The organism is Kitasatospora sp. GP82, assembly GCF_029892105.1.
Lineage (GTDB): Bacteria > Actinomycetota > Actinomycetes > Streptomycetales > Streptomycetaceae > Kitasatospora.
On sequence record NZ_JARZAJ010000003.1, the window covers coordinates 285,773 to 312,694 of the forward strand.

27 protein-coding genes and 1 pseudogene are annotated in these 26,922 nt (G+C 72.5%); 10 read left to right on the forward strand and 18 right to left on the reverse strand.

From position 1 onward, the window contains the following. Nucleotides 1–132: 132 nt before the first annotated feature. On the reverse strand, nt 133–537 hold the full coding sequence (locus P3T39_RS04670) for a DUF2809 domain-containing protein (RefSeq protein WP_280696033.1): 405 nt from the start codon (nt 535–537) through the stop codon (nt 133–135). 226 nt (nt 538–763) lie between these two features. Between P3T39_RS04670 and P3T39_RS04675 the strand changes: the two genes are divergently transcribed. The 4 genes from P3T39_RS04675 to P3T39_RS04690 are packed head-to-tail and all read left to right on the forward strand — an operon-like array spanning nt 764 to nt 4,530. Further along, the gene (locus P3T39_RS04675; protein ID WP_280696034.1) at nt 764–1,714 is read left to right on the forward strand and encodes an ATP-binding cassette domain-containing protein; all 951 of its coding nucleotides are present in this window, start codon (nt 764–766) and stop codon (nt 1,712–1,714) included. Beyond that, nucleotides 1,711–2,535, forward strand: a complete 825-nt coding sequence (locus P3T39_RS04680) for an ABC transporter permease subunit (RefSeq protein WP_280696035.1) — start codon at nt 1,711–1,713, stop codon at nt 2,533–2,535. Before P3T39_RS04675 ends, P3T39_RS04680 begins: the two co-directional genes overlap by 4 nt. A gap of 34 nt (nt 2,536–2,569) precedes the next feature. Then, nucleotides 2,570–3,865, forward strand: coding sequence for a histidine kinase (locus P3T39_RS04685; protein WP_280696036.1), 1,296 nt, complete (start codon nt 2,570–2,572; stop codon nt 3,863–3,865). Beyond that, nucleotides 3,862–4,530 carry a response regulator transcription factor gene (locus tag P3T39_RS04690; RefSeq protein ID WP_280696037.1) on the forward strand — a complete coding sequence of 223 codons (669 nt, stop codon included), beginning with the start codon at nt 3,862–3,864 and terminating at the stop codon, nt 4,528–4,530. The genes P3T39_RS04685 and P3T39_RS04690 overlap by 4 nt, the downstream gene beginning before the upstream one ends. Before the next feature lie 52 nt (nt 4,531–4,582). Here the strand turns inward: P3T39_RS04690 and P3T39_RS04695 are convergent, their stop codons facing one another. The 4 genes from P3T39_RS04695 to P3T39_RS04710 form a co-directional block, all read right to left on the reverse strand. Then, entirely contained in the window at nt 4,583–5,629 is a 1,047-nt protein-coding gene (locus P3T39_RS04695) for an ABC transporter ATP-binding protein (protein WP_280696038.1), read from the reverse strand. Then, complete coding sequence (locus tag P3T39_RS04700; RefSeq protein WP_280696039.1) at nt 5,626–7,215, reverse strand: iron ABC transporter permease; 1,590 nt, start codon at nt 7,213–7,215, stop codon at nt 5,626–5,628. The genes P3T39_RS04695 and P3T39_RS04700 overlap by 4 nt, the downstream gene beginning before the upstream one ends. Further along, complete coding sequence (locus P3T39_RS04705; RefSeq protein WP_280696040.1) at nt 7,212–8,291, reverse strand: iron ABC transporter substrate-binding protein; 1,080 nt, start codon at nt 8,289–8,291, stop codon at nt 7,212–7,214. The genes P3T39_RS04700 and P3T39_RS04705 overlap by 4 nt, the downstream gene beginning before the upstream one ends. 399 nt (nt 8,292–8,690) lie before the next feature. After that, nucleotides 8,691–9,563 (reverse strand): type II toxin-antitoxin system PemK/MazF family toxin, encoded by an 873-nt coding sequence (locus P3T39_RS04710; RefSeq protein WP_280696041.1) that lies wholly within the window; start codon nt 9,561–9,563, stop codon nt 8,691–8,693. Nucleotides 9,564–9,727: 164 nt separating this feature from the next. Between P3T39_RS04710 and P3T39_RS04715 the strand changes: the two are divergent. Further along, a pseudogene (locus P3T39_RS04715) lies at nt 9,728–9,841 on the forward strand (SAM-dependent methyltransferase); the annotation flags it as partial. Here the strand turns inward: P3T39_RS04715 and P3T39_RS04720 are convergent. Next, the gene (locus tag P3T39_RS04720; RefSeq protein ID WP_280696099.1) at nt 9,808–9,945 is read right to left on the reverse strand and encodes a hypothetical protein; all 138 of its coding nucleotides are present in this window, start codon (nt 9,943–9,945) and stop codon (nt 9,808–9,810) included. The pseudogene P3T39_RS04715 and the gene P3T39_RS04720 sit on opposite strands and share 34 nt — an antisense overlap. A 357-nt stretch (nt 9,946–10,302) precedes the next feature. On the opposite strand from P3T39_RS04720, the gene P3T39_RS04725 reads away from it, so the two are divergent. After that, the gene (locus P3T39_RS04725) at nt 10,303–11,415 is read left to right on the forward strand and encodes an amidase domain-containing protein (protein WP_348534307.1); all 1,113 of its coding nucleotides are present in this window, start codon (nt 10,303–10,305) and stop codon (nt 11,413–11,415) included. Between the two features lie 216 nt (nt 11,416–11,631). Here P3T39_RS04725 and P3T39_RS04730 read toward each other — a convergent pair whose 3' ends face one another. The 6 genes from P3T39_RS04730 to P3T39_RS04755 form a co-directional block, all read right to left on the reverse strand. Beyond that, complete coding sequence (locus P3T39_RS04730) at nt 11,632–12,243, reverse strand: GMC oxidoreductase (RefSeq protein ID WP_280696042.1); 612 nt, start codon at nt 12,241–12,243, stop codon at nt 11,632–11,634. A 246-nt stretch (nt 12,244–12,489) separates the two neighbouring features. Further along, nucleotides 12,490–13,968 (reverse strand): sodium:solute symporter, encoded by a 1,479-nt coding sequence (locus P3T39_RS04735; RefSeq protein ID WP_280696043.1) that lies wholly within the window; start codon nt 13,966–13,968, stop codon nt 12,490–12,492. Then, the gene (locus P3T39_RS04740) at nt 13,965–14,219 is read right to left on the reverse strand and encodes a DUF3311 domain-containing protein (protein WP_280696044.1); all 255 of its coding nucleotides are present in this window, start codon (nt 14,217–14,219) and stop codon (nt 13,965–13,967) included. The genes P3T39_RS04735 and P3T39_RS04740 overlap by 4 nt, the downstream gene beginning before the upstream one ends. A gap of 255 nt (nt 14,220–14,474) precedes the next feature. Continuing rightward, a complete protein-coding gene (locus P3T39_RS04745) occupies nt 14,475–15,233 on the reverse strand; it encodes an FAD:protein FMN transferase (protein ID WP_280696045.1) in 759 nt (252 codons plus the stop codon). Then, the gene (locus P3T39_RS04750) at nt 15,233–15,703 is read right to left on the reverse strand and encodes an FMN-binding protein (protein ID WP_280696046.1); all 471 of its coding nucleotides are present in this window, start codon (nt 15,701–15,703) and stop codon (nt 15,233–15,235) included. Before P3T39_RS04750 ends, P3T39_RS04745 begins: the two co-directional genes overlap by 1 nt. A gap of 100 nt (nt 15,704–15,803) precedes the next feature. Beyond that, the gene (locus P3T39_RS04755) at nt 15,804–17,231 is read right to left on the reverse strand and encodes a ferric reductase-like transmembrane domain-containing protein (protein ID WP_280696047.1); all 1,428 of its coding nucleotides are present in this window, start codon (nt 17,229–17,231) and stop codon (nt 15,804–15,806) included. Between the two features lie 278 nt (nt 17,232–17,509). On the opposite strand from P3T39_RS04755, the gene P3T39_RS04760 reads away from it, so the two are divergent. Together P3T39_RS04760 and P3T39_RS04765 are read left to right on the forward strand one after the other, a co-directional pair. Beyond that, nucleotides 17,510–18,214 (forward strand): response regulator transcription factor, encoded by a 705-nt coding sequence (locus P3T39_RS04760; RefSeq protein WP_280696048.1) that lies wholly within the window; start codon nt 17,510–17,512, stop codon nt 18,212–18,214. Continuing rightward, nucleotides 18,214–19,773 (forward strand): HAMP domain-containing sensor histidine kinase, encoded by a 1,560-nt coding sequence (locus P3T39_RS04765; protein ID WP_280696049.1) that lies wholly within the window; start codon nt 18,214–18,216, stop codon nt 19,771–19,773. Before P3T39_RS04760 ends, P3T39_RS04765 begins: the two co-directional genes overlap by 1 nt. 50 nt (nt 19,774–19,823) lie before the next feature. On the opposite strand, the gene P3T39_RS04770 is transcribed toward P3T39_RS04765, so the two are convergent. Then, nucleotides 19,824–20,528 (reverse strand): pyridoxamine 5'-phosphate oxidase family protein, encoded by a 705-nt coding sequence (locus tag P3T39_RS04770; protein ID WP_280696050.1) that lies wholly within the window; start codon nt 20,526–20,528, stop codon nt 19,824–19,826. Between the two features lie 268 nt (nt 20,529–20,796). On the opposite strand from P3T39_RS04770, the gene P3T39_RS04775 reads away from it, so the two are divergent. Beyond that, nucleotides 20,797–22,488, forward strand: a complete 1,692-nt coding sequence (locus P3T39_RS04775) for a GAF domain-containing protein (RefSeq protein ID WP_280696051.1) — start codon at nt 20,797–20,799, stop codon at nt 22,486–22,488. Here the strand turns inward: P3T39_RS04775 and P3T39_RS04780 are convergent. The 4 genes from P3T39_RS04780 to P3T39_RS04795 all read right to left on the reverse strand — a co-directional run bounded on the left by P3T39_RS04780 (nt 22,485) and on the right by P3T39_RS04795 (nt 25,191). After that, nucleotides 22,485–23,498 (reverse strand): hypothetical protein, encoded by a 1,014-nt coding sequence (locus P3T39_RS04780; protein ID WP_280696052.1) that lies wholly within the window; start codon nt 23,496–23,498, stop codon nt 22,485–22,487. The genes P3T39_RS04775 and P3T39_RS04780 overlap by 4 nt on opposite strands. 23 nt (nt 23,499–23,521) lie before the next feature. After that, nucleotides 23,522–23,824: an SHOCT domain-containing protein gene (locus P3T39_RS04785; RefSeq protein ID WP_280696053.1), complete on the reverse strand. Its 303-nt coding sequence runs from the start codon at nt 23,822–23,824 to the stop codon at nt 23,522–23,524. 126 nt (nt 23,825–23,950) lie between these two features. Then, nucleotides 23,951–24,595, reverse strand: a complete 645-nt coding sequence (locus P3T39_RS04790; RefSeq protein ID WP_280696054.1) for a hypothetical protein — start codon at nt 24,593–24,595, stop codon at nt 23,951–23,953. 158 nt (nt 24,596–24,753) lie between these two features. Beyond that, complete coding sequence (locus P3T39_RS04795) at nt 24,754–25,191, reverse strand: universal stress protein (protein WP_280696055.1); 438 nt, start codon at nt 25,189–25,191, stop codon at nt 24,754–24,756. A gap of 184 nt (nt 25,192–25,375) precedes the next feature. Here P3T39_RS04795 and P3T39_RS04800 point away from each other — a divergent pair, with 184 nt between their 5' ends. Beyond that, the gene (locus P3T39_RS04800; RefSeq protein WP_280696056.1) at nt 25,376–26,260 is read left to right on the forward strand and encodes a universal stress protein; all 885 of its coding nucleotides are present in this window, start codon (nt 25,376–25,378) and stop codon (nt 26,258–26,260) included. 210 nt (nt 26,261–26,470) lie between these two features. Here the strand turns inward: P3T39_RS04800 and P3T39_RS04805 are convergent, their stop codons facing one another. Beyond that, on the reverse strand, nt 26,471–26,869 hold the full coding sequence (locus P3T39_RS04805) for a hypothetical protein (protein ID WP_280696057.1): 399 nt from the start codon (nt 26,867–26,869) through the stop codon (nt 26,471–26,473). Nucleotides 26,870–26,922 lie beyond the last annotated feature (53 nt).

Genomic DNA, 26,922 nt, shown 5'->3' on the forward strand with positions numbered 1-26,922 from the left:
GGAGGCCAGGAACGCCGCGGACACACTGCCGCTCCCGGCCAGGCGGTAGGAGAGCGGAACGGCCAGCAGGACGGGGATGGCCGAGGCGAGGGCGATACGGACACGGGTTCGACGGCTGTGCCCATCGGCGGATCAGCGCGCGGCTGCCCCGCGGGCACTCGCCGCACGGTGGACGAGCCAGCCGCCCGCGGCACCCACGACGTACCAGAAGAGGTCGGGTGCGTTGAAGGTGGTGCCCAGCACCAGACGGGCGACGACGCTCCGCTGCGACAGCTCCGCGGGCACCCCGCTGAGCTGCACGAACTCGACCACCCAGCTGATCGCCAGGGCGACCCCTGCCGCCTTCACCGGCCTCGTCCGGGGCGCGAGCGCAACGACCAGCGTGTAGACCAGGACGGTGTAGAGCGCGTCCCCCGCGACCTTGGAGACCTCTCCCCCGGCTCCGGCCCTGATCCCCAGCCCCGCGGCTACCGTCAACACGGCCGCCCCGGCTGCCGTCAGACGGGTCCGCAGCAGTCTGCCGTGACGATCACTCATGCCCCACACCCTATGGGCCGCCCACCGCGACCGTGCGCTCCGGGTCCGGAGCACTCGAAGCACCCGAAGCGCCGCCCGACGATCATGTACGTCTTGAGATGTACCCGGGCTGCATCGCGCGTCGCACCGGCGCGCCGAAGGGATCGTCCCGGCGGTGCTCGTTCCGGCGGTATTAGGAAAATAGCGTTGGACTGCACCCGACAGTCCCTCCCCCGAGGACACCACCATGATCGAAGCCGTTGGCCTGACCAAACGCTACGGCCCCAAAACCGCCGTCCACGACCTGAGCTTCACCGTCCGCCCCGGTATCGTCACCGGATTTCTCGGCCCCAACGGCGCCGGGAAGTCCACCACCATGCGGATGCTGCTCGGTCTGGACACCCCTAGCTCCGGCCACGCCACCCTGAACGGCCGCCGGTACGCCGATCACGCAGCCCCGCTGCGCGAGGTCGGCGCCATGCTGGAGGCCCGCGCCGTCCACACCGGCCGCAGCGCCTTCAACCACCTGCTCGCCCTTGCCGCGACCCACGGCATCCCCCGCCGCCGGGTCGAGGAGGTGGTCGACCTGGTCGGCCTGCGCCAGGTCGCCCGCAAGCGGGCCGGCGGCTTCTCCCTCGGCATGGGCCAGCGCCTGGGCATCGCCTCCGCGCTGCTCGGCGACCCTGCGACCCTGATCCTCGACGAGCCCGTCAACGGGCTCGACCCCGAGGGCATCCTGTGGATCCGCAACCTGCTCAAGTCCCTTGCCGCCGAGGGCCGCACGGTACTCGTCTCCTCGCACCTGATGAGCGAGATGGCCCTCACCGCCGAGCACCTGATCGTGATCGGCCGGGGCCGGCTGATCGCCGACACCTCGGTCGAGGAGTTCACCCGCCAGGCGTCCAGCGGCAAGGTCCATGTCCGCACCCCCGATGCGGACCGCCTGGCCAAGCTGCTGCGCGAGCTGCCGGACGTCGAGGTCGAGTCGGCCGACGGCGAGGACGGCCAGGTGCTGGAGGTGTCCGGCGCGGAGAGCGAGCAGATCGGTCGGCTCGCCGCCGAGCACGCACTGGTGCTCTTCGAACTGACGCCGCAGCAGGCGTCGTTGGAGGAGGCTTTCATGGAGCTGACCCGGGACGCCGTGGAGTACGAGGCCATCGTCAGCCCCACCACTTCGGTCGAGGAGGCCGCAGCATGAGTACGGCCACCGCGACCGTGATCTCCACCCGGGCCGGCGAGGGCAGGGTGACCCTGCCCCGCGTGGTCAACTCGGAGTGGATCAAGTTCCGTTCACTGCGCTCCAGTTACTGGACACTCGCCGCGACCGTGGTCCTCACCATCGGCTTCGGCGCACTGTTCTGCTGGGCCACCGTCAACCGCTGGGACCACCTGCCGCCCGACGAGCGGGCCCACTTCACGCCCGTCGAGCACAGCCTGCGCGGCTACTTCCTGGCCCAGATGGCGATCGGCGTCCTCGGCGTCCTGGTCGTCACCGGCGAGTACTCCACGGGCATGATCCGCGCCTCGCTGTCCGCCGTGCCCCGGCGTCTGCCGGTGCTGTGGGCCAAGACCGCCGTGTTCGGCGCGATCACCTGGGTGGTCGCCACGGTCTCCTGCGTCGTCGCGTTCTTCCTCGGCCAGGCCATCCTGGCGGGCAAGCACCTGGACACCACGATCTCGGCGCCCGGTGTCACCCGCGTCGTCCTCGGCATGGGCCTCTACCTGACCGCCGTCGGCCTGCTCGCCGTCGGCATCGGCACCCTGATCCGCAACACCGCGGGCGGCATCGCCGCCGTCTTCGGCACGCTGCTGGTCCTGCCGCTGCTCGCCGAGGCCCTGCCCAGCTCCTGGCAGGACAACATCGTCCCGTACCTGCCCGGCAACGCGGGCCAGGCGCTCGCCACCCTGCACCAGGGCCCGCACGACCTCGCCCCCTGGACGGGCTTCGGCGTGCTGTGCCTGTACGTCGTGGCGGCCCTGATCGGCGCGGCCGTCGTCCTCAAGCGGCGCGACGCGTGACGGGCACACCCGAGCCCTGGGAGAGAATGGTCCGATGACCGGTCTCGACCAGACCTCCTCCGCAGCCCCTGGGCAGCGCCGCACCGGCGCCGCCCAGGGGCTCGCCGAGCTGCTGGGCCGGCTGCGGGTACGGATACTCACCGAGCGCTACCCCACCCTGGTCGACTTCGGCTGCGCCGTCGCGCTGCTGCTGGTCACCTCCGTGCCCCGCCACCAGTCCCTGTACGAGCACCCCTGGCTCTCGGTCCTGCAGCTCGGCCTGATCCTGCCGATGACCTTCCGCCGCAGAGCACCGTTCGCGGTCTTCGGTGTCACCGCGGTCGTCGCCTTCGTGCAGTGGCTCACCACCAGAGGCATGCCCGCCGATGTCGTCGTCCTGTTCGCGCTCTACACCGTGGCGGCGCACTGCAGTCGGCGGCGGACCATGGCCGCGTACGCGGTCGCCGAGCTCGGCGTCGTCCTGGCCGTCCTGCGCTGGACGCCGGACGGCGAGCACAGCGGCCTGCTCGCCACCGTCGTCAGGGTCTTCATCCTGCTCTCCGGCACCGTCACCGCCGCCGCCGTGCTCGGCCTCAACGTCCGGGCCAGGCGCGCCCAGCTGGCCGCGCTGCAACAGCGCGCCCACGACCTCGAACGGCAGCGCGACCAGCAGTCGGCGCTCGCGGTGGCCGAGGAACGCTCCCGGATCGCCCGCGAGATGCACGACATCGTCACCCACAACCTCTCCGTGATGGTCGCCCTCGCCGACGGCGCCGTCTACGCCAACGCCCACGCGCCCGAGAAGGCCACCGCCGCGATGCGGCAGTCCGCCGAGACCGGCCGCCGCGCCCTCACCGACATGCGCCGCTTCCTCGGTGTCCTGCGCGCGGACGAACCGGACGCGCTGCGCCACCCCCAGCCCGGGATCGCCCAGCTCGCGGCACTGGCCGAGCAGGTCAGAGCCGCCGGCCTGGCCACCGACCTAGACCTCGACGGGGATCACTCGGCGGTGTCCGCGGGCGCGCAGCTCACCGTCTACCGCCTGGTCCAGGAGTCGCTGACCAACACCCTCAAGCACACCGCCCCGGGCGCCAGGGCGCGGGTCCGGGTGGTCTGCGGCCCGTCCACCGTCACCATGGAGGTCTGCGACGACGGCCGTCCGGTGCGGCGGGCGGAGAGCTCCGTCAGCCATACCGGCCACATCGGTCACCTCGGCCAGGGGCTGGCCGGGATGCGTTCGCGCGCCGCGGCGTACGGTGGCGAACTGTCGGCAGGCCCGCTGCCCCACGGCGGCTGGCGGGTGGCCGCGACCCTCTCCCTCGACGACCCGCAGGAGCTGCAGACCCCATGACCATCCGAGTCCTGCTGGTCGACGACCAGCCGCTGCTGCGCGTCGCGTTCTCCCTCGTCCTGGGCTCCCAGCCGGACATGGAGGTGGCCGGCGAGGCCGAGGACGGCGCGGAGGCCGTCCGGCTGGTTGCCGAGCAGCAGGTCGACGTGGTGCTGATGGACGTCCGGATGCCCGTCATGGACGGGATCGAGGCCACCAGCCGGATCGTCGCCGCCAATCCCGAGACCAAGGTCCTGATCCTCACCACCTTCGACCTCGACGAGTACGCCTTCGCCGGCCTGCGCGCCGGGGCCTCGGGCTTCCTGCTCAAGAACGCCCAGCCGCACGAACTGCTCGCCGCCATTCGCTGCGTCGCCGCCGGTGATGCCGTGGTCGCACCGCGGATCACCCGCCGCCTGCTGGACACCTTCGCCTCCCAGCTGCCCACCGACGGCGGCAGCGCGGCCCGCGCCGAGGAGGTGGTCGCGGCACTGACGGCACGCGAGCGCAGTGTGCTGGTCCTGCTCGCCCGCGGCCTGTCCAACGCCGAGATCGCGAGCGAGCTGAGCCTCGCCGAGGCCACCGTGAAGACACACGTCAGCCGCATCCTGCTGAAACTCGGCCTACGCGATCGCGTCCAGGCCGTGGTCTTCGCCTACGAGAACCGCCTCGTCCTCCCGGCCTGACCTTCCCCGCGCCCGTAAAACCCTCCCCGCGCGCCCCCACTGAAGATGGGCTTCAGTTGGGGTTGCCGGGCTCGTCCACCGGGTGGGCCTGGCCGTGGACCCGGATGAACGCCTCGTCGGCGGGCCAGGGTTCGTCGGCGTAGGCGATCAGGCTGGTGGGCAGTGTGTCCTGCCCCTGTGGCTGCAACTCGATCCGGTGCTCGTGGCCGCGGAACTGGGACTGCCGCACCAGAGCACGGACCGCCCCGGGCGCAGGCTCGGCCGTGAGCCTGAGCTGACGCGGCCTCAGCACCACCAGTCCGCGACGGGCGCCGCCCGCGTCCGAGGTCAGCGGGAGACTGCCGAAGGCAGTGTCGGCCTTCGACCCGTCCAGCTGGGCGGGCACCAGGTTGGCCTCGCCGAGGAGTCGGGCGACCTTGGCATCGGCGGGCGCATGGTAGAGGTCCTGCGGCGAGGCCTGCTGCGCGATCCTCCCGGCGCGCATCACCGCGATCGTGTCGGCGAAGGACAGCGCCTCCTCCTGGTCGTGGGTGACCAGGATCGCGGTGGCTCCGGCTCGCCGCAGGGTGGCGGCGAGCTCGGCCCGCAGCTCGGTCCGCAGCGCCGCGTCCAGGGCGGCGAACGGCTCGTCCAGCAGCAGGAGTTCGGGCTCGGTCGCGAGTGCGCGGGCGAGCGCGACGCGCTGCTGCTGGCCGCCGGAGAGCTGGTGCGGATGGCGTCCCTGGAGGCCGTCGAGGCCCACCAGGGCGAGGAGTTCGGCGACCCTCTCGCTGCGGCGGCCGCGCGGGAGGCCGAAACCGATGTTGCCCGCGACGGTGAGGTGCGGGAAGAGCGCACCGTCCTGGGGCACATAGCCGATCCGCCGCCGCTCGGCGGGCAGTCGCTGGCGGCCGTCGTCCAACAACCGTTCACCGAGGGCGACTCGGCCTCCCGTGGCGGGGTGGAATCCGGCGATGACCCGCAGCAGGGTGCTCTTGCCGCACCCCGAAGGGCCGAGGACGCAGGCCAGTGCGCCGTCGGCCACATCGAGCTCGACTCCGGTCAGGATCTCTGTACGGCCGTGCGCGGCATGGAGGCCGGTGATCGACAGCCCGCTCATCTGTTCGTCTCCGTACGGGGGTTGGGGCCGAGCGTGCGGCGGGTGAGCAGCAGGACGGGCGGGACGGACATGGCGACCATCAGCGCCGCGTACGGTGCGGCCGCGCCGTACGCGAGGCCGCTGGTGTAGACCCAGAACTGGGTGGCCAGGGTCTGGGTGCCGGTCGGCCGGAGCAGCAGGGTGGCGGTCAGTTCGGTGCTGGCGGTGAGGGCGACCATCGCGGCGGCGGCCCCGAGTCCGGGCAGGACCAGCGGAAGGGTGACCCGCAGCAGCACGGCGAGCGGCCGGGTGCCGAGCGAGCGGGCCACCTCCTCGACGCCGGGCGGGACCTGGGCGAGTGCGGCGCGGACCGCCGTGAGCGCGAGCGGGAAGAAGAGGATCACGTACCCGGCGACCAGCAGCGGCGGCTGCTGGTACATCGGCTGGGCGTAGCGGATCGCGAAGTGGACCACCGAGAGGGCGACCGCGATGCCCGGCAGTGCCCGGGTGAGGTAGGCGGCGCGTTCGGCGGTCCGGGCCAGGCGGGTTGCGCGCCGCCAGGCGTACAGCGCCACGGGGACGGCGGCGGCCGTGGCGACCAGCGCGGCCGTGGCGGCGTAGCCGAGCGTGGTGAGCGCGGCGGAGAAGACGGAGGCGGACGGCAGGGTGGTGGAACTGCCGCGCACCAGCCAGTAGCCGAGGGCGTAGAGCGGGACACCGAGCGCGGTACCCACCAGCGCCGTCAGCGCGACGAGGACGGGCAGCCGCCAGAGCCCGAGCCGGACCGGGGCGGCCCGGCGCCCTGCGGTGCCCCGGCGGGCGACCCGGCCGCGGCGGCTCGTCCCCGCCTCCAGCAGCACCAGCAGCAGGGCGAGGGCCACCAGGACCAGGGTGAGCAGGGCTGCCGACGCGGCGTCGAAGCCCAGCTTGTACTGGGTGAAGATGGCGGTGGCGAAGGTGGTGAACCGCAGCATCGCGAAGGCGCCGTACTCGCCGAGCAGATAGAGCGAGACGAGCAGCGCACCGCCGGCCAGCGCGGTCCTGGTGAGCGGCAGGGTGACGCGCCACAGGGTGGCCAGCGGTCCTCGGCCCAGGCTGCGGGAGACCTCTTCGGCCGCGCTGTCGGCGCGCCGCAGGGTGGCGGCGACCGGCAGGAAGACCAGCGGGTAGAGCGAGCAGGTCATCACCAGCACCGCCCCCCAGTAGCCGCGCACCGAGGAGAAGAGCGACACCCAGGAGTAGCCGCGGACGAACTCCGGCACGGCCAGCGGGAGGGTGAGTGCGACCGTCCACCAGCGGCGGCCGGGGAGGTCGGTGCGCTCGACGAGGTAGGCCGCGCCGAAGCCGAGGACCGCGGTGGCGGCGGTCACGGCGGCTGCGAGGGTGGCGGTGTTCCAGAGCAGGGTGGCGATCAGTGGGCGGCCGAGCAGGCGCTGCGCCTGGTCCCAGCCGGACTGGGCGGCCTGGACGCCGACGAAGACCAGGGGCGAGGCCACCACGGCGACGACGGCGAAGGCGAGCAGCGGCAGGACCGGGAGCCGTCCTGCGGCCCGCCACCGCAGCAGCGGTGACCGGCCGGCAGGCAGGGTGCGGGCGGGTCCGGTCACGCGAGGAGGCCGGTGTCCTGGAGAAGCTGAAGGGCCTCCTTGCCGTCGCCGAGGTCGGCGACGGACGCGACGGAACCGATGGTGTCGAGCACGGGCAGTTCGGCCTTGGCCTTGACGCCCGCGACCAGCGGGTACTCGTAGCTCTCGGAGGTGGCGATCAGCGTCTGTGCGGGGGCGCTGGCCAGGTAGCCGAGGAACGCCTGCGCGGCCTGCTGGTGCTTGCCGCTCTTGAGGGCGCCGGCACCGGAGACGTCGATCAGGGCACCCGGGTCGCTCTTGGCGAAGTAGTGCAGCTTGCTGTGGGTCTGGGCGGTGGTCTTCTCGTCGCGCAGCCGGTAGAAGTAGTAGTGGTCGATGACGCCGCCCTCGACCTCACCGCTGTTGATCGCGGCGGACAGGTCCTCGTTGCTGCCGTAGGACTTGGCGTTGGCCTTGAGCCCGAGCAGCCACTGCCTGGCCGCGTCCGCACCGTCGGTCTTGATCATCCGGGTGACGATCGGGGCGAAGTCGGTCTCGCTCGGTGCGATGCCCAGGCGGCCCTTCCACTCGGGCTTGGCCAGGTCGCGCACCGAGGCCGGCGGGGCGGTGTCGGCGCCCTTGCCCTCGGCGGCCAGGAAGGCCGCGGTTCTGGCGGAGACGCCGACCCAGTCGCCCTTGGGGGAACTGTCCTCGGCGGGAACGGACTTGAGGGTGTCCGGCTGGACGGGCGCGAGCAGGCCCTGCTCCTCCAGCACGGTCAGGGCCGGCGGGTTCTCGGCGTAGAAGACGTCGGCCGGTGAGGCCTTGCCCTCCTGGAGGATCTGGTTGGCGAGTTCGGCCTCGTCACCGGAGCGCAGCTCGACCTTGACGCCGGTGCGCTTCTCGAAGTCCGCGGCCAGAGCCTTGACGGTCTGCTCGTGCTGGCCGCTGTAGACGGTCACGGTCTGGCCGGCGAGCGACTGGCCGGTGGACGCCGACGAGGCGGCGGTCGAGGTGTCGGTCGAAGTGCCACCGCCGGAACTGCCGCAGGCGGCCAGTGCGAGTACGCAGACGGTCGCGAGGGACAGGGCAGCGACAGGCCGTACGGATCCGAGCATGGCGAGGGTCCTCCGCAGTGAGCAGGGATGGCCGGACGGCAGCACCCCGGGTGGCTTGGGTCGGGCCGGACGCGAATGCACTCCGCGCACCCCGGTCACAACTTCCGGACCCGGCCTGGCGACACTGAACCTAGGGCAGGGAAGGCTTGCCTAACAAGTTTCGGACCGTCAGATCTCGCCCCGGCCTCGGCCGAGACACGCTTCGATCCCCGTAACGTCAACCACCGGCAAACCCAAGGGAGCTGTCGCAGACCGGGTGGCACACGCACCACCCTGCGACGACGGGGCACACCACCCTCACCGGCCGCTGTCCGCAAGGCTTCACCGGATCCACACCGGCTGCCGCGCCGCCCCCGGGCCCCTGCCACCCACCCGCTGCCCCCGCACTCCCGGCCGGCCCTACCGGCGAGGGGCGTTCTCCGTCCGCCGGCCGAGCCGGTGGCGGTGGGCCGTGGAGTCCCAGAGCAGCTGCGGCTCGCACAGCCCCAGCGGCCGGTGGACGTCCTGCCACGGGACGAGCTGCGGCCGGTCCAGCTGAAGCCAACTGCGCTTCCCGTTGTGGTTCATGGCTCGCCAGCGGGCGGTGGAGATCTCCGCGTAGTGGGCACTCCACTGGCTCTTGTCCTGGCTGGTGATCTTCAGCGCCAGCAGCCCCTGCCGGCCCGCGCCGACGACCAGAGCCGGACGGCGCTTGCCACCCGGCTGCTCCTCGTACGGATAGGTCACCTCCCACACCTGGCCGGGCACCGGCCGGCTGCCGGGCTGAGGGAAGGGCGGCAGCGGGGCATGCGGAACACGGGCACCGGGCGTACGCGGTCCGGTACCCGGCAGCCGCCAGGGCACGTGCGAGGTCCATCGCAGGAAGGCGAGGACGGTCAGCGGCACTCCGGGGCAGAGCAGCGAGACCAGCATGCCGGGGCCTATCGAGGCCTCCTGGCCGGGGGCGGACAGGGCGCCCGCCACCAGGGACAGCACGAGGTTGACGCCGACCAGAACGCCCGCGACCGCCGGCACAGGCCACCGGAGCAGCTTCGCCAGGCGCGGGAACCGCCGCTCCTCGATCCTGCCGAACAGTGCGATCACGGCACAGACGCCGCAGTAGGCGAGGAGCATGACGAGCAGCCCGTCCGCCACCGTGGCCGACTTCCCGGCGAGGGACGGGGCGCCGTGGAAGGCGCTCCCGGCGAACACCGCGGACTCCGCCTGGAGGATCCACACGAGGATCAGCACCACCACGCCCAGGGCCCGTCTGCCCCTGTCCCAGAACGTCATACCCAACTCCCTTGAACACGGCGGACGTTGCCCAGAATACGGTCGATCCCGGGCGGCAGGCGTTCGGAGCCCTGCTCGCAGGCCACGCCGAAATGGCCTTGGCCCGTCCGTCCTTCTGCCGTAATGATGCCGGTATGTCACCACGCACCTTTGACGAGCTGGTCGCCGAGGCCGCCGGACTGGACGTCGTGGACCTGCGCTTCGAGTCCCTGCGGACGGAGTTCCACGACATCGGCGCCGTGGTCTACTTCCTGCGCAAGGTGATCTGGATGGTCCCCTTGCCCGGCTGCGCCGCACCCGCAGGCCCGAACGAGGCGGCCACCAGGCCGACCACCGCAGTCGCCACGGCTGCCGCCGCCGTCCACGTCTTCTTGTTGTTCATGAACGCTGCGTCTCCTCAGAGTCATAGGCCGTGTCCAGCCGCTCGCGATCCTGCCGAGGGGAGAGGGACCGGCTGTGCGCGGACATGTCCACCGACTCCATCGAGTGACGGAATCACCTCGAACGGCAGCACCGAATACCCGTGTTCATCCAGGCCGGAACTGTCGTGCACTTCCCGGGCGAGGTTCTGCCGGCTGGCTGGGGTACCGGCCGGCAAGCGGTCACCGGGTGCCGGTTTGGACGGTTCCCGGGCGGCGGCCCCCGAACGGATGCGAGGATTCCTCTTCCCGGTCAGAGCTGACCGGGCGTTAGAGGAGAGAGCCACGTGAGACGAACCATATTGAGATCCGCTGTGGGAGTGGCACTGGCAGCGGTCCTGTCGGCCGCAGCGCTCCCGTCGGCTTCGGCCGCGAGTGCGGCCGGGACCACCGGGGCGGCCGCCGGCACAGCGGACAAGGCGACCGTCGCCTCCTTCGACCGCATGGCCCAGGCCGTTCTGACCCAGCGGACGGCAGCGCTCCTGGACACGGCTCCGGTTCAGCACGACGCCTTGCGATCCGACGCGCGCGTCGGCCTGGCGGCCGACCTGGCGCAGACCGAGAACACCGTGGTCTCCTCGCTGCAGGCCCGCAAGGCACGACTGGCGGCCGTGGGGGAGGCGTACAGCGCCGGCCGCACCCAGGTCTCCGTGGACAGGGTCCGGATCAGCGACGGGCGTGCCGACGTCGAGGTCACCGAGACCACGACCCTGACCTACGAGAAGATCCGCGGTGACGAGCCCGCGACGACAGGCTTCCAGGCACGCCACGACGTGACCTTCGCCGCCACGTCCCACGGGCGCTGGGAACTGACGGGCATCACGGACGAGAACGCCGGCTTCCCGGAGGTCAACCAGCCCGCCCCGCACGTGTCGAAAACCGTGGACGCCGACCCCCCGCAGGGGACCCCCGCCGCCACCTCGTGGCCGGCGTCGCCGCGCCCCAAGGCCGCACGGAGCGGCGGGTACGACTACACGGCCATGGCGGCCTACGCGGAGAAGTACTGGAACCACTACAACCCCGCCTACCGGGAGTTCAACGGCGCCGGCGGTGACTGCACCAACTTCATCAGCCAGGCGCTGAAGGCCGGCGGTTGGAAGAACGCCCCCGGCACCGACTCGGACTACCACAACTGGTGGTACAACTCCTCCGCCGAGAGCTGGTCCTGGGTGGGGGCCGACGACTGGTCCTGGTACGCGCTCTCCAGCAAGCGGGTGTCGAACCTGGCGAACGTCTACCAGTTGGGCGTCGGGGACATCCTGCAGATGGACTTCGACCGTGACGGCTCCAAGAACCACTCCATGATCGTCACTTACCGGGGCATGGGCGGCATGCCGTACGTGACCTACCACTCGAACAACACCTACCGCAGGTCGGTGGCGAGCCTCGTGATGTCCTACCCGCACGCGGTGTACTACGCCTACCGCACCTGACGGCCCGCAGCGCAGCCCCCGCCGTCCACATCTGCGACGAGCGCGGACGACGGGCGGTGCGCAAGCGCCTGTGGGGCCCGCTACGGCGGGTCCCACCCCTGCCGCCGCCACGTCTCCCGCGCACATCGGATGTCCGCCGAATCCGACCGCGCACGGCGTCACCGGTGCCAACCCGGCGAACGTTCGCGGTCAGAGCACCAGCCGGGGCGGGAGCCGTCAGATCTTCGGCGGGAGGTAGTACGGGCGGTTGTGGGCTGCGCCGGGCGCCGACTGGTACGTCCAGGCCCCGGCGGGTTCGCGGTGCATGCGATCGGCGCTGCGCAGGGCGAGTGCGGCCATGGTCAGCGAAGGATTGGAGGTGCCGAGGGAGGGCATGCTGCCGCAGCCTACGGCGTACAGGTTGGGGTGGTCCCAGCAGCGCTGCCACTGGTCGACCACGGAGGTGGCGGGCGAGTCGCCCATGATGTGCGTCCCGCCACCGTGGCCCGCACCCCGGTAGCCGTAGGAGCGGCCCCGGTACTCGAAGTGGCCGGGACAGGCGGGGCCCGGTTCGTGGCGGGTGTGGTCCTCGGCGCCGAGCAGGGCGAAGATCTGGCCGGAGACGGCCCGCACGGTGGTCAGGTAGGGCGAGTTGGGCACCTTGACCACGGCCTCGTGGAACGCCCGTACCGCCTCGCGATGGGCCTGATCGGTGCCCGACGTCTGCCGGCCGGCCTCCAGTACGAGTACCCGGTGGCCGAGTTCACCCAGCCGGGCCCCGACCACGATCGCGTCCCAGCGGCGTGCGGCGACCTCCTGCGCGGCGGCGTCCTGCGCGGTCGCGCTCATCGGTGAGCCTCCCCGCCGGTCCGCGCGGTCTCCCCGGGCTCCCGGAGCGTCCTCGGCGCCCTGGCCCAACTGCCGAAGCCCGCCGCGTGGGTGCCGTGCCCATGACCCCCTGAGCATTCCTCGCCATCGCCCGCCCCACGCGCCGCATCCGCAACAGGCCCGGCGCACGGAAGCACCGGCCCGGCGCCCTTGCGCCGACAGGCGCCGGACCGGTGGGGCGAGGCGAGGTGACGACGGCTCAGGGAGTCACGTTGCGTCGCCGGCCACCGGAACCGCACTCGGCACGGTGGACGCACGGGTGGCTGCGGAGACCGCGAACAGCACGGCCGTGTTGACCAGCAGGGCGACGACACCCACGTTGAGGTCCTTCACCGGCTGCGGCAGGAAGGGCAGCAGGTCGGCGAGGGTGGTGCCGGTGAGGGTGACCACGGCCACCGTGGCGACACCCGAGACGATTCCGGCCGCGGCGCCCTGCTTGGTGACGAAGCGCCGGGACGGAAGGCTGAGCAGCAGGGCCGGGAAGAGCTGGGTGACCAGGGCGTACCCCATGAGCAGCAGGTTGACGATGGTGCTGCCGCCGTTGAAGGTGAACAGCAGCGCCACCGCCGAGAGCACGGGCACCAGCAGTTTGGCGAGGCGTCCGACCGTCCGGTCCGTGGCGTCCGGCCGGGCGAGCCGGTAGACGTTCTTGGCCAGACAGGTGGCCGAGGTCATCAGCAGCAGCGAGCCGGGGACGAGCGCGGTCAGCATCCCCGTGCCGCCGACCACTCCCACGAACCACGGGTCGAAGGTCTTGACCGTGGTGTTCAGCAGCGAGAGGTCCATGTCGGAGCCCTTGAGGCCGGGGACGGCGATGATCGCGGCGAACCCGGCGAAGAACACGAACAGCAGGACCAGCTGGTACAGCGGCAGGAAGACGGCGTTGCGGCGGAACGCCCGGGGGTCCTTGGCGCTGTAGACGGCGCTGAAGGTGTGCGGCCACATGTAGAAGCCGAGCGCGGAGAGCAGCACGGTCGAGGCGAACCAGGCGGGGCTCAGCCCGCTGTGCGGGAGCGTCAGGAAGCCGGGCCTGGCCGCGTCGATCGAGTGGAACATCTTCCCGATGCCGCCGGAGTAGTGCAGCGGCAGGTAGATGCCGAGGAACACCACGATCCCGAGGATCAGCGCGTCCTTGACCACCGCGGTCCAGGCGGAGCCGTGGATGCCGGAGACGGTGACGTAGGCGGTGAGGGCGAGAGTGCCGATGACGACCGCGACATGGGGGGAGACATGCCCGTACGAGGACGCGGAGACGATGATCCCCATGCCGGTGAGCTGGAGCACCAGATAGGGCACCATGGCCACCACACCGACCAGTGCGACCAGTGCGCCGAGCACCGGGCTGTCGAACTTCTGCACGAAGAAGTCGGATTGGGAGACCAGGCGGTGCTCCTTGGCGAACCGCCAGACCGGCGGCAGCAGCCAGTACGAGATCACGTACGCCAGCGAGGCGTAGCCGAGGATGTAGAGCGCGGGACCGCCCTTCCCGTACGCCCAGCCGGAGGCGCCGAGAAAGGTGAACGTGGTGTAGAGCTCGCCCGCGAGCAGCAGGAAGACGAAGACCGTGCCGAAGCCCCGGCCGCCCACCGACCACTCCTCCAGGCTCATGTCCCTTCCGCTCCGCGCCCGCACCCCGAGAGCGATGGCGACCAGCAGGAAGGCCGCGATGACGACAAGTGCGGTCATGACGAGACCTCCTCGGCCTCGACCGGCTCCCGGTTACCGGGATCCAGCCGGTAGATCACCGCGGTGACGACGGAGCCCAGCACCACCCAGAGAACGACCCAGAACAGAATGAACGGCAGCCCGAGGACATAGGGCGTGACCCGGTTGACGAAGAAGATGCCGCCGAGGATCCCGACGAACGGGACGGCACCGAGCAGCGGTAGCAGCACCCGGCTCGTTCTCGTCGAACCGGGCTTGCGGGCAGGACTCATCCGGACTCCCCCGAAGGTTGGTGGCTGGGCGAAGCAACGACTTGCCACGACCTACCCACCTCCGGGAGGTGTCCATGCCACCCGCGCGGGGGCTACCTGCCCACCGGCTTCCTCCCGTCAGCCCACCGGCGTGCGAGGGTCAGCCCGTCCGCGACGGCGAGCAGGACCGCCTCGACCCGCTTCTCCTCGCCCAGCAGGTCGTTGAACGCCCGACCCGGCGCCGATCCGACGGCTCGCCGCGGCTCCCTCGGGGCCCTAGTCCTGCCCGGCCGGGCCGGGAGCGAGGTACCGTCCGAGGCCCGGGGTGGCCAGGCGGGTGCCGTCGTCGAGGATCACCAGGGCTTCGACGTCCGGTCGGTGCTCGGCCCAGTGGAGGGCGCGGTGCGGGCCCATGGCGAAGGCCGCGGTGGCACAGGCGTCGGTGCGGGCGAGGCGTTCGCCGACGAGGGTGAGTGAGAGGGCTCCGACGGGGGGCCGCCCGGTGTGGGGGTCGAGAATGTGCGGGCCGCGTTCGGCCGTTCCCGAGGTGGCGACGGCCAGGTGTCGTCCCGTGACCACGGCGGCCAGCTGTCCGGTCCTGGCCGGGTCGGCGATGCCGATCCGCCAGGGCCGGCCGGGCGTCGGCTCCCCCGTGCACTGCACGTCTCCTCCCCCGGTCACGTTGTGGTGGGTGAAGCCTGCCTGCGTCAGCAGCCGGGAGGCACGCTCGACCGCCCAGCCCTTCACCCAGCCGGAGGGGTCGAGGGCGCCTGCGGCCCGGGCCGAGAAGTAGCCGTCGGTCTCCCGGCCGACGGCGGTGCAGTGGTCGAGCACCTCGGCGACGAGCGGGTCGCACTGCCCGAGCTCCAGCTCGCCCCGCGCCAGGCGGCTGATGTCGCTCTGCGGCCGGTAGGTGGAGAAGATGCCGTCCAGTCGGTGCAGTTCGGCCAGCGCGGGCGCGAGGTCGGCGAGGGTCGCATCGCGGACCGCGAAGGAGAAGACGGTGCCCATGACGGGCTCGGCGTGACGGAGCATCAGTGCGCCGCCTGGTCCAGGGCACTCTGCAGGGAGCGCTGGTAGCCCTGGCTGGTGTAGGTGGCTCCCGAGACGCTGTCGATCTGCGCGCTCTGGGCGGAGATGGCCTCCTGGTTGAGCTGGGGCAGGGCGTACTGGTTGATCTCCAGGTCGTGCCGGCTCTCCGAGGGGTACTGAAGGACCTCGGCCTTGGTGATCCGGCTGCCGCTGAGGGTGATCCGGACCTGGACGGGGCCGTAGCGGGTGTCGACGGCATTGCCGGTGACGGTACGGGTGCCGGCCTTCGCGGGCGCGGTGGTGGAGCCCGCGGACGGGCTCGGCGCCGCGCTCGGGCCCGAGGCGGCGGTGCGCTCCGAGTCGGAGGCGATGACCGGCGCGCTCTGCGCGGACGCGGAACCGTGCGGCTTCAGCGAGAGCAGCAGGACGACTCCGGCCACAGTGACCGTGCCGGTCAGGACGGCTCGACGCATGTCGGGGTCTCCCTTCGGAGGACGATTCAGGGGGCGGATTCAGGGGACGGATTCAGGGGACGGATTCAGGGGACGGATTCAGGGGACGGGTCAGGACGGCTCAGAGGACGAACGACTCGTGGTGGATCCGGTGGCGCGGAACGCCTGCCTCGCGCAGCGCCCGGACGGTGGCCTCGGCCAGTGCCGGCGGACCGCAGAGGAACACCTCGTGCTCCGCCAGCCTCGGCACCAGCCGGGTCAGGGACGGTGCGGTGAGCGGGTCGCCGATCTCGCTGCGGGACCCGACCAGGTAGGTCAGCCGGGCACCGCGTGCGGCGGCGATGTGCTCAAGTTCCGCGCCGAACAGCAGGTCCTCCTGGTGCCGGGCCCGGTAGAGCAGGGTGAGGTCCCCGGGTGCGGCGGGCAGAGCCTCGAAGAGGGAGCGGATCGGGGTGATGCCGACCCCGCCCGCGATCAGCAGGACCTTCCGGGACCGCCGCAGCCTGGGGGTGAAGGCCCCGTACGGGCCCTCGGCCCGTACCCGCACGCCGGGACGCAGCCGGGCGACCGCCGCGCTGTGGCCGCCGAGGTCCTTGACGGTGAAGCGCAGGAAGCTGTCGGTGGGCGGCGCGGAGAGCGAGTAGGGGTTGACCGCCCAGCGGAGCCCGGGCGCCAGGAACTGGAGACGGAAGAACTGCCCCGGCTCGGCGCGCAGTTCGGCGAGCCGCTCGCCGGTGAGGAAGACGGACACCACGCCGGGGCTCTCCTGGCGGACCTCCGCGATCCGCAGCCGGTGGCGCCGGTCGCGCAGGAAGGGGACGGCGAGTCGGTACCAGCCCAGCAGGGCGAAGGTGCCGAGATAGAGCAGGTACCAGGCGGCGCGACCGGGGCCCTGGCCGAGGTCCGCACCGTTGGTCAGCTGGTGGGCGAAGCCGAGTGCGATCGCCAGATAGGTCGCCAGGTGGAGGTGGTACCAGGTCTCGTAGCCGAACCTGCGGCGGGCTGCCCGCGCGGAGAGCGCACCGGTGGCGAACATCAGCAGGGTGGCCAGCGCGGCCTTGAGCATGTCCGGGAAGTGGAAGACCATCTGGACGCCCTGGCCGACGACGTCGCGGTGTGCGGTCAGCGCGTAGCCCCAGATGACGGTCAGTACGTGGGCGGAGACCAGGCCGACCAGGTAGCGTCCGCCGTTCGCGTGCCAACGTGCCAGCCGGTCGGCGCCGATGTCCCGCTCCAGCAGCGGTATCCGGGCCATCAGCAGGAGCAGGACCGGGGCTGCGTAGCCGGCGAGCAGGCCGGTGATCCGGCCCGCGTCGGTCAGCCACTGGTCGGCGCCGGTCACCGCGAAGGTGTCGCGCCACCACAGGGCCAGGATCCCCGCACCGCCCGCGCCGATCAGCGCGAGGGCCGGCCCGGCGGTCGACTGCGGCGGAAGGGGCCATCGGCCCGGTGCGGATCGCGGCCTGCCCCGACCAGGCACCGACCGACCTCGGGTCCGGTGCGAGGTGGCGGCCGGGGTCCCGCGCGTTCGCCGGACGGTTGTGCTCATGGGCCGTTCCTCGCTGCTCGGATCTGCCGGACTCCTCCCCGGGCCACCGCCGCCTTGGCGGGCGCCCGAGCAGCGCCAACCCTGGCATCCGGACCTCTCAGTTTCCTCTGAACAACTGCGCCCACCTGCGACGATGACTACATCTTCGCAGGTCAGAGCAGTATCGCCGGTCTTGATCTCTCACCGGATTCTCACGGCCGCAGGGAAGAATGGCCGCCGAGTCCGGCCGTCCGGGACACCCCCGGCTCCGGCGAGCGACACCCGTCCGATTGGAAGCCATGCCTGCCCACCGCATCCTGGTCGTGGACGACGAGCCCGATCTCGTCGAGGTGCTGTGCGCCGCCCTTCGCTACGAGGGCTGGGAGACCCGGGGCGTGGCCACCGGCGAGGCCGCCGTCGAGGAGGCGCGCGGGTGGCGGCCGGACGCGGTGGTGCTCGACATGATGCTTCCCGGCATGGACGGGATGACGGTGCTGGCCCGTATCCATGCCGAACGGCCGCAGGTCCGGGTGCTGTTCCTGACCGCCCGCGACGCCGTCGAGGACCGGATCGCCGGGATCGCCGCGGGCGGCGACGACTACGTCACCAAGCCGTTCAGCCTTCAGGAGGTCGTGGTCCGGCTGCGCGGGCTGCTCCGCCGTGCGCAGACACCCGGCGCCGGTTCTTCCGCCCTGCTGCCCGAGGGGGCACTCGTCCTGGGCGGCCTCGTCCTCGCGGAGCAGTCCAGGGAGGTGATCAGGGACGGTGACCCGATCGACCTGAGCCCGACCGAGTTCCAGCTGCTCAGCTATCTGATGAAGCACCCGCGTCAGGTGCTCAGCAAGGACCAGATCCTCGACGCCGTCTGGTCCTACGACTTCGGCGGCCAGGCCCATGTCGTGGAGCTCTACATCAGCTATCTGCGGAAGAAGATCGACGCCGGCCGGGCGCCCATGATCCACACCGTGCGCGGCGCTGGCTATCTGATCAAGGCTCCGCTCTGATGACCGCACGCCGGGACCCCACCGCGCACCGGGACCCCACCGCACCCGGCAGACCACTGCGGCGGATCACCGCCCGGTCCGCCAAACGGTCGGCCGGACGGTTCACCGACCGCTTCGCCCTGCGGACCCTGCGCGCCAGACTGATCGCCGGGCTGCTCGCGCTGCTGCTCGTCACCCTGGCCGGGGTCGGCGTGGCGGTGACCACCGCGCTCCAGCACTACCTGGTGCAGCAGCTCGACCAGCGGCTGACCGACGCGGGCGGCCGCTATGCGGCCAGCCTGGAGCACGGCACCGCCTCCTCGGCCGGTGCCCGCAGTGACACCCGGGCGCAGTCCCCGGGCACCTTCGGCGCCAGGCTCCTGCACGGCACCGTGACCAACGCGGGTGTGGTGGACGGCGATGCCGACGACACCGATGTCGCCAACGGCACCGTACCGGCCGACACCGACGACACGGTGCGGCTGGACCCGGCCGACCAGCAGCGCCTGGCCTCTCTCGCGGTCGGCGGCCCGCCCGTCTCCGTCCGGCTGTCCGCCCTGGGCCCCTACCGGGTGCGGGCGGTCGCCGGTCAGGACGGCGACGTCCTGGTCACCGGTCTGCCGCTGCACCAGGTCGGCGAGACCGAGCACCAGGTGCTCGTCCTGGAGCTGGCGGCCTTCGCGATCGCCCTCGCCACCGCCGGGATCGCCGGCGCGCTATGGGTCCGTATCGCCCTGCGGCCCCTCGACCTGATCGCCGACACCGCCGAGCGGGTCAGCGCCCTCCCCCTGGCCACCGGCGAGGTCGTCCTCTCCGAGCGGGCACCCGAGGCCGACCCCCGTACCGAGACCGGACGGGTCGGCCTCTCGCTCAACCGCATGCTGGGCCACGTCGAGCAGGCCCTCGCCCAGCGTCATGCCTCGGAGAACCGGCTGCGCTCCTTCGCCGCCGACGCCAGCCACGAACTGCGCACCCCCGTCGCGACGATCCGTGCCCACACCGAGCTGGCCCTGCGCTACCCGGGCGAAGTCCCCACCGAGGTACGGCACTCGCTGGAGCGGGTGGAGGCCGAGACCCACCGGATGGGGGCGATCGTGGCGGATCTGCTGCTGCTCGCCCGGCTCGACGCCGGCCGTCCGCTCGCCTCGGACCAGGTCGACCTGACCCGGATCGCGCTCGACCGCACCCAGGACGCCAGAGCCGCGGCCCCCGCCCACCACTGGCGACTGGAACTCCCCGCCGAACCGGTCCTGGTCACCGGCGACGAGCACCGCCTGCACCAGGTGGTGTCCAACCTCCTCACCAACGCCCACCGCCACACGCCCGACGGGACGACCGTGACGCTGCGCATCGAGGGCCATCGGCTGACCATCACCGACGACGGCCCCGGCATCCCGCCCGAGGTCGCCCCGCACGTCTTCGAACGCTTCGTCCGGGGCGACCGGTCGCGGACCCGTGCCGGCGGCGGTACGGGGCTCGGCCTCGCCATCGTCCACGCCGTGGTCGCCGCCCACGGCGGCACGGTCCGGCTGGCCCCCGGACCGGAGGGTGGCACCGTCGCAACCGTCGAGCTGCCCTGAGCCCGGCGACGGCCGTACCGGTCGGGACGGCGGCGCGCGGGCGGCCTCCGTCAAGGGGCCGGGGACCCTCGTTCCGCCGTGGCGATGCGCCGCCCGGTGATCTGCGAGGGCCGGATGCGCACCCACAGCGGGCGGTTTCCCCCGGCCCAGGGCTCGCAGCCGGGTGCCCTGGAGAGCCGCTCGATGGTCTCCGGATCGGTGATGTGCTCGACGGTGCCGACGACGAGCACGCTCCAGCCGCTGCTCATGTGCTCGTCGATGCGGTCCGCCTCGAAGGAGAGCCTGCTGCCGGCTGCGGCGGCAGCGGAGCCGGTCGGGTCCGTCCGGTAGACGACCGTGCCGTCGTCGACCAGGTAGTTGACGGGGAACACGGCAGGGCCGGGATCGACGGGCAGGGCGATCCGGCCGATGCCGTGGGTGCCGAGCTTCTCCCAGCACTCGGGGGTGCCGAGGCGGAGGAGCACGGGCGGCGTCGCCGCAGTGCTCTGCCCCGGCGGGGCGTCACTGCGTCCTTCGAGCAGCTCCCGGCAGGTCAGACGCAGGACCGCGGCGATCCGGAGGAGCCCGGCAGGGTCGAAACCCGGTCCCGTTTCGGTCAGGTACCGCAGATAGCGCGGTGCCATACCGGCCTGGGCCGCCAACTCCTGCTCAGTGAGCCCGAGTTGTGCTCTCCGCTGGGCGATGCGCTGCGCGATGGCGCCCTGGTCGGGCTCCTGCGCGGCCCGGACGGGCGTGGATTCGGCGTTCTCGTTCATGGTCGTGCCTCGCTCGTGCCATGCCGTGCCTCGGAGCGGCCGGCGGGGTCGGGTACCTCGCCCCGGGTGCGGTGACGTGTCCGCCCCGTTCATCTTCAGCGTTCCCCTGCGGGCACGATGGCGCCAATGGGTCGGGGCCCCGAGGCGGGCCGGTGGACCCCCGCCGCCGCGTGCCCCGTTGCCGGTCGGTCTAACCTGGGCAGTGGCAACTGCTGAGCCTCGCGAGCCTCGGAGGGCGCCGGTGGGCAGCGCAGCGGGAGAGGGTTCGATGCCCGGGCCGCAGCTCCATCTGGACGACCTGCTGGGCGAGCTGCAGGCGCGGCTGGACGTCGCCCGCCGCACGCGGGACCGGGTGCACAGCCTGCTGGAGGCCGTCCTGTCGGTCGGCCGGGACCTGGACCTTGCCCAGGTGCTGCGGCACATCGTGGAGGCGGCCGTCACCTTGGTGGACGCCGAGTACGGCGCCCTCGGCGTGATCGGTGAGGACCAGCGGCTCTCGCAGTTCATCCCGGTCGGGGTGGCCGACGAACAGGTGGAGAGGATCGGCCGTCTGCCGACCGGGCACGGGCTGCTGGGTGAGCTGATCCGCCACCCGGCGCCGCTGCGCCTGGCGGAGATCTCCGAGCACGGGTCCTCGTACGGCTTTCCGTCCGGCCATCCGCCGATGCACAGCTTTCTGGGGGTGCCGATCCGGGTCCGGGAGAAGGTGTTCGGCAATCTCTATCTGACCGAGAAGCGCGGCGGCGTCGAGTTCGACGCGGAGGACGAGTCGGTGCTGTCCACCCTCGCCGTGGCGGCGGGGGTCGCGATCGACAACGCCCGGCTCTACGCCCAGGCCCGGCTGCGCGAGCGGTGGCTGGCGGCCAGTGCCGAGATCACGGCCAGCCTGCTCTCGGGCAGCGGCGAGGCCGAGGTGCTCGACCTGCTGGTGGCGCGGGCGGCCGCGATCGCCCGCGCGGATCTCACCGTCGTCGCCCTGCCGGTACCCGACGCGGATGAGCTGGAGGTGCGGATCGCGGTGGGGCTCGACGCCGAGCAGCACGCCGGACTTCTCCTGCCGCTGTCGGGCTCGTTCATGGGAACGGCGGCCCGCACGGGCGAACCGGTGGTCAGCGCCGATGTGCGGCAGGATCCGCGGATCACCGTCGGACCGCCCCGGTGGGAGGGTCTGGGCCCGGCGATGGCCGTACCGATCGGGACGGCGGCGGGCGGGGTGCACGGAGTGCTGATGCTCGCCCGGGCGGCGGGGCAGCCGTCGTTCGAGGCGGGCGAGTCGGAGCCGCTCCTGGGTTTCGCCGGGCAGGCGGCGCTCGCGATGGAGCTGGCGGAGCGCCGTCGCGACTTCGAGCGGGTCGCCCTGCTGCAGGAGCGGGACCGGATCGCCCGCGACCTGCACGACCTGGCGATCCAGCGTCTGTTCGCCACCGGGATGACGTTGCAGGGGGCGACCCGGTTCATCAGTCACCCTGCGGCCGCCGACCGGGTCCTGCGCGCCATCGACGACCTCGACGAGACCGCCAAGACCATCCGCGCCACCATCTTCGGTCTGCGCGCCCGTGAGACGGGTCCCCGGGCCAGGGGGTTGCGCGCCCGGGCGGTGGAGGCCGTCGAGCGTGCGGGCACCGTGCTCGGCTTCACACCGGGCCTGCGGATGACCGGTCTGCTGGACGTCGCCGTGCCGAAGCCGATCGCGGACGAGGCGGTCGCCGTCCTGCAGGAGGCGCTGTCCAACGCCGCCAGGCATGCCCGCGCCGACAGCGTGCAGGTCTCGCTGGCGGCGGGCTCCGAGCTGGTGGTCACCGTGACGGACGACGGCGTGGGACTGCCGACGGGCGGCCGCCGCAGCGGACTGGCCAACCTCGCCGAGCGCGCCGAGGCTCTGGGCGGCACGTTCCGGGCGCGAGCGGGCCCGCACGGCGGTACGGAGCTCGTCTGGCGGGTCCCGCTGACCTCGGTCTAAGAGGCTCCGGCAGGCCGGGGCCGGTCGGGACCGGTGTCCAGGACGTCGGCCACCGACAGTCGCGGCGTGGCCGCCCCCTCGGCTCCGTAGCCGAGCCTGATCAGCAGCTGCACGAAACCCGGGCCCTGCCGTGGATCGCGGGCCTCCCAGCGCAGATAGGGCCACTCCATCGCCTGGTCCAGCAGTGAGGCCCTGATCCGGTGCACGGTCGCCAGCAGCAGGACGTCCTCGAGGGCCGTCCCCGCGCGCAGCCAGTCCACGGGCCGGTCGTACGCGGTCGCCAGGACGGCGATGCACGGCTCGGTCTCGAAGGCGGCGGCGGGCAGGTGCTCGGCGGGATGGATGGCCGAGTAGTCCCGCATCGGCATCCGTCCGGCCGAGTCCTGCGGGCCGAGAGCGGTCGCCGGGATTCCGTACGGCGGGGCGCCCGGCCCCTGGATCCAGCTCCGGCTCTCCGCGCTGCGCTCGGGGTCCGTGGTGCTGCGGCGCTCGGCCTCGGCGGTCAGGTGCAGAAGCCGGTCCCGCTCCTCGCCGGCCGGGAAGTGGAGCTGTACGTCCTGTGCCCGTGCGGCCTCCGCCAGCTCGTCCAGGACCGCGGGCGGCACCGGCGGGCCGGTGAACGGCGTCCGGGCGGAGTGCCGCCGCCAGATCGCCGCGAAGAGCTCGGCGGTACGGGCGGACGCCGCCACCGGGGACGGTCGGTCCAGCTCGATCACGGCCAGCAGGTCGGGCTCACCGGGGTCGGGCAGCAGCCGGACCTCGGGGTCCCGGCCGAGATAGCTGGCGGCCGTGCAGAGGTTGCGGACCGCCGCACCGACCGAGATGTGCAGGGCGCGCCCTTCGGGGTCGGCGGACGGCAGCGCACGCTCGCGGACGGCGTGCACCTCCAGGGTGGAGGTCTCCGGCCGCAGCCGGAAGCGCCAGGGCTGGCTGTTGTGGATGGACGGTGCGGCCACGGCGGCGGAGACCAGCTTCTCCAGCGCTGCGGCATCAAGGGCCATGGTGGGCATGGCGGTCTCCCTGGACGGTTCGGTCAGCCGGGGGTCGGTCCCCGTGAAGAGCGCAGGACCTCCAAGCGGTGCCGGTACTCGTCGGCGTCGATCTCGCCCCGGGCGAAGCGCTCGGCGAGCAGCTGCTCCGGTGAAGGCCGCTCCGGCGAGGGCCGCCCGGGGGGCGGGCCGGCGGACCAGGCCGTGGGCCGGTGCTGCGGGGCCCGGCCGAGGTAGCGGGCCAGTGCGACGACCCCGAAGATGATCAGCCCCCAGAAGATCAGCATGCTGATGGCCAGCAGACCGAAGCCCCAGCCGTCCATACCGTGGTCGTGCCAGTACATCATCGCGGGCTCCTGGCCTGGTGTGGTGGGGGCTGTCGCCCTCACAGCCCCACAGTGCCGCCTGCGGTCCCGTCAGCGCTTGGGCCGATCGGCTCAATCTGCCGAACCTGGCGGACCCCGGTGCCGTGGTCAGCTCTCGCCGTTGTCCGGCCAGCGGTGGCCGCGCCCGGACCACAACGGCTCCACCAGCTCCCAGGCGGGCTCCCAGGTGCGCTCGGCACGGCGGTCGAGCGCACGGCAGCGGACGGCATAGCCGACCCAGGCCGCCGATCCCAGACCGCTCAGCACACCGAGCCCGTAGATGCCCGCCGACACCGTCATCTCGATGTCGGCGCGCGGCGGCGGCGCCGGGACACCCCCGTCGTCGACCCAGAGCGGGACGGCCGTACCGGCCGCCGTACCGATCGGCACCTCGATCACGTCACTGGTCCGGCCGACCGGCGGGTAGGTCCAGGCGGCCCTGACCGGGCCCCGGCCATCGGCCTGGACCGGCTTGGCGGGCGCAGCGGCGAGGGTGGTCGCGGTCACCAGGTGGCGGTGCAGGGCGATCTGCCCCGCCGCGGTCCGCATGCCGTTCAGAAGTGCCAGGGAGACCACTGTGGCGATGACCAGGGAGAGAGCCAGGGCCAGCCACATACCGAGGAGCAGTCTGCTGCGTGCCCGGTCGACCGGGCGGCAGAGCGGGTTCGCCTCCCGGGCGAGGGCCCGCCGCAGATGGCAGGCGGGAGACGTGCGAGCGGCCGGCTGCCTGCGCGGTTCGGATGCGGCTGTCATGGCACGCCTCCTCGGTCCGGAGCTGCGGCCACCGGACGGTGCCGGCGGGTCTCACGATCCAGTGTGTCGGCGGGAACCGGCCCCCGACCAGGGGCCGGCCGGCCCTGTCGCGGGTTGCCGGGCCCCGGGGCGGGGCCTCACGGTGTGGGCGGGCATGGTCAGTCCGGCCGGACGATGACCACCGGGCAGGGCGCGTGCAGCGCGCACTGCTGGCTCACCGAGCCGAGCACGGTACGGGCGAAAGTGCCCCGGCCACGGCTGCCCACGACGAGGAGCTCGGCGCCCGCTGCGGCGTCCAGCAGGACCTGGGCCGGGTTGCCGAGCACCAGGTGTTCGCGTACCTCCACCGGCCGGTCCGCCCCGAGCACGTCCCGGAGTTCCCGGCCGAGCGCCTGGCGCGCGACGTCCTCGTCGAACGTGGAGTCGACCACGGGCGCCGACCACCCGTAGAGCGCCACCGGCTCCCACGCGGCCACCGCGTCCACCGTCGCCCCGGTCAACTCCGCCTGGCCGACCGCCCATCGCAGCGCGGCGTACGACGGGGGCGAACCGTCGACGCCGACCACGATGCGGGCAGCAGAGTCGTTCCCGGCCACACCGATCACCTCGCTCCGTCTCCGTCTCCTCCACGCTGCGCTTGTCCCGCCGGATCCGCCAGCAGTGCCCGTCGCTCCGGTGGGGCCGCTCGGCCCTGTCGCCCGGGTCGGACGCCTCCGTACAGTACGAAAAGGACCGACATCCGACCGCCGGCCCGCTGGCCCGCACACCGGTGGAGGAACGATGACAGCCACCAGCGAACGCTGTCCGATCGTGCTCGGCGTCGACGCTCTCGACCCGAGTCCGCTCGCGACGTCCTGGGCCGCCGACGAAGCCGCCCGGCGGGACCTGCCGTTGCGCCTGGTCCACGCCGTACCGGCGATGATCCGGGACATCAGGGGTCTGGAGCAGTCCAGGTACCACGCCGAGCTCCGGCGCAACGGCGACCGGCTGCTCGACGAGGCCGTGCTGCTCGCCCGTGAGCGACACCCGCGCCTGGAGGTGTCCACCGCCGTCCTGGACGGGAGTCCGGGGCATGCGCTGATCCGGGAGTCCGCACATGCCGAGCTCGTGGTGCTCGGCTCGCGGCGGCTCTCCCGGGCCGAGGAAGTGCTCAGTGCCTACTCGGTGGCCGTCCCGGTGAGCGCCCAGGCCCTCTGTCCGGTGGTGGTGGTCCACGGCCCGGAGCACATCACCCAGGAGTCGCCCTATCTGGTGGTCGGGGTGGACGGCAGCGCTTCGTCCACCGCCGCGGTGGACTTCGCCTTCGACGCCGCCGCCCTGCGCAGCGCGGACCTGCGGGCCATCTGGGTCTGGCAGCCGCCGCTGATCGTGCCCGTCGACGAGCAGGCCGCCCTCAAGGAGGTCCGGCGCATGCTGTACGAGACCACGGCGGGGCGCTCCGGCAGCTACCCGGACGTCGTGCTGACCCACGAGGTGGTGTCCGGGCATCCGGTGGACGAGTTGGGCAAGGCCGCCGACCACGCGCTGGCCGTGGTGGTCGGCCGCCGGGGCCGGGGCGGGTTCACCGGTATGCGACTCGGCTCCGTCCCGCACGGGCTGCTGCACCACGCCCACTGCCCGGTCGTCGTCGTTCCCACGTCGGCACACGGCCGTGTACTCACGTGACGCTCATGTGACGGGCCGCGGCCCGGGCGGCGGGTCTTCCGCGGACGGTGGCCGTAGTGTCGCTCTGCGCCCGGTCGCCTCGCCTGGCCAACTCGCCACCCACGGAAGCGTTCCGGTCCATGACGGACCGATCCGCACGACCATCGCCCGGCCGTCGCCAGCTTTTTGACGACCCGTCAATGCGCGACAGGCCCGGGCGCCCGCTCGTCGCTACTTCGACTGCGCCTGCGGCTGCGCGTAGGCGTTCAGGACCTTGGCGCCGTTGACGCAGGTCGCCGGCAGGTCCCGCTCGGTGTACGGCGGGGACTGGCAGACCCAACCCAGTACCTTGACCGGGCCGCCGCCGCCGTTGCCCGGCGCCAGACCGGCGCTCAGGTAGGAGTAGTACAGCGAGAGGACGTTCCGGGCGTCGTGGCAACTCGCCGGGCCGTGCTGGACTTTGACCACGGCGGGGAGGCCGGCGGCGGTGGTCAGGGTGCCGCAGGTTCCGTTCGCCTGAGCCTGCGCCGGAGCGCCGGACGCGGCGATGCCGAACGTGAGCAGAGCGGCACCGGCTGCCAGTAGCCCGGGGCGAACCAACGACTTCCAAGTTCCTGATGAGGCATTCATGGGCTGAACTCCTTAATCGAAGTCGGCCGTCCGGCGGGCACTCGGGCCACCCG

Bases quoted from the DNA above. Each gene is read 5' to 3' on its own strand.
- P3T39_RS04670 (WP_280696033.1), bottom strand. From the start codon at position 537: ATGAGTGATCGTCACGGCAGACTGCTGCGGACCCGTCTGACGGCAGCC.
- P3T39_RS04675 (WP_280696034.1), top strand. From the start codon at position 764: ATGATCGAAGCCGTTGGCCTGACCAAACGCTACGGCCCCAAAACCGCC.
- P3T39_RS04680 (WP_280696035.1), top strand. From the start codon at position 1,711: ATGAGTACGGCCACCGCGACCGTGATCTCCACCCGGGCCGGCGAGGGC.
- P3T39_RS04685 (WP_280696036.1), top strand. From the start codon at position 2,570: ATGACCGGTCTCGACCAGACCTCCTCCGCAGCCCCTGGGCAGCGCCGC.
- P3T39_RS04690 (WP_280696037.1), top strand. From the start codon at position 3,862: ATGACCATCCGAGTCCTGCTGGTCGACGACCAGCCGCTGCTGCGCGTC.
- P3T39_RS04695 (WP_280696038.1), bottom strand. From the start codon at position 5,629: ATGAGCGGGCTGTCGATCACCGGCCTCCATGCCGCGCACGGCCGTACA.
- P3T39_RS04705 (WP_280696040.1), bottom strand. From the start codon at position 8,291: ATGCTCGGATCCGTACGGCCTGTCGCTGCCCTGTCCCTCGCGACCGTC.
- P3T39_RS04710 (WP_280696041.1), bottom strand. From the start codon at position 9,563: ATGACGTTCTGGGACAGGGGCAGACGGGCCCTGGGCGTGGTGGTGCTG.
- P3T39_RS04720 (WP_280696099.1), bottom strand. From the start codon at position 9,945: ATGAACAACAAGAAGACGTGGACGGCGGCGGCAGCCGTGGCGACTGCG.
- P3T39_RS04730 (WP_280696042.1), bottom strand. From the start codon at position 12,243: ATGAGCGCGACCGCGCAGGACGCCGCCGCGCAGGAGGTCGCCGCACGC.
- P3T39_RS04735 (WP_280696043.1), bottom strand. From the start codon at position 13,968: ATGACCGCACTTGTCGTCATCGCGGCCTTCCTGCTGGTCGCCATCGCT.
- P3T39_RS04740 (WP_280696044.1), bottom strand. From the start codon at position 14,219: ATGAGTCCTGCCCGCAAGCCCGGTTCGACGAGAACGAGCCGGGTGCTG.
- P3T39_RS04745 (WP_280696045.1), bottom strand. From the start codon at position 15,233: ATGCTCCGTCACGCCGAGCCCGTCATGGGCACCGTCTTCTCCTTCGCG.
- P3T39_RS04750 (WP_280696046.1), bottom strand. From the start codon at position 15,703: ATGCGTCGAGCCGTCCTGACCGGCACGGTCACTGTGGCCGGAGTCGTC.
- P3T39_RS04755 (WP_280696047.1), bottom strand. From the start codon at position 17,231: ATGAGCACAACCGTCCGGCGAACGCGCGGGACCCCGGCCGCCACCTCG.
- P3T39_RS04760 (WP_280696048.1), top strand. From the start codon at position 17,510: ATGCCTGCCCACCGCATCCTGGTCGTGGACGACGAGCCCGATCTCGTC.
- P3T39_RS04765 (WP_280696049.1), top strand. From the start codon at position 18,214: ATGACCGCACGCCGGGACCCCACCGCGCACCGGGACCCCACCGCACCC.
- P3T39_RS04770 (WP_280696050.1), bottom strand. From the start codon at position 20,528: ATGAACGAGAACGCCGAATCCACGCCCGTCCGGGCCGCGCAGGAGCCC.
- P3T39_RS04775 (WP_280696051.1), top strand. From the start codon at position 20,797: ATGCCCGGGCCGCAGCTCCATCTGGACGACCTGCTGGGCGAGCTGCAG.
- P3T39_RS04780 (WP_280696052.1), bottom strand. From the start codon at position 23,498: ATGCCCACCATGGCCCTTGATGCCGCAGCGCTGGAGAAGCTGGTCTCC.
- P3T39_RS04785 (WP_280696053.1), bottom strand. From the start codon at position 23,824: ATGATGTACTGGCACGACCACGGTATGGACGGCTGGGGCTTCGGTCTG.
- P3T39_RS04790 (WP_280696054.1), bottom strand. From the start codon at position 24,595: ATGACAGCCGCATCCGAACCGCGCAGGCAGCCGGCCGCTCGCACGTCT.
- P3T39_RS04800 (WP_280696056.1), top strand. From the start codon at position 25,376: ATGACAGCCACCAGCGAACGCTGTCCGATCGTGCTCGGCGTCGACGCT.
- P3T39_RS04805 (WP_280696057.1), bottom strand. From the start codon at position 26,869: ATGAATGCCTCATCAGGAACTTGGAAGTCGTTGGTTCGCCCCGGGCTA.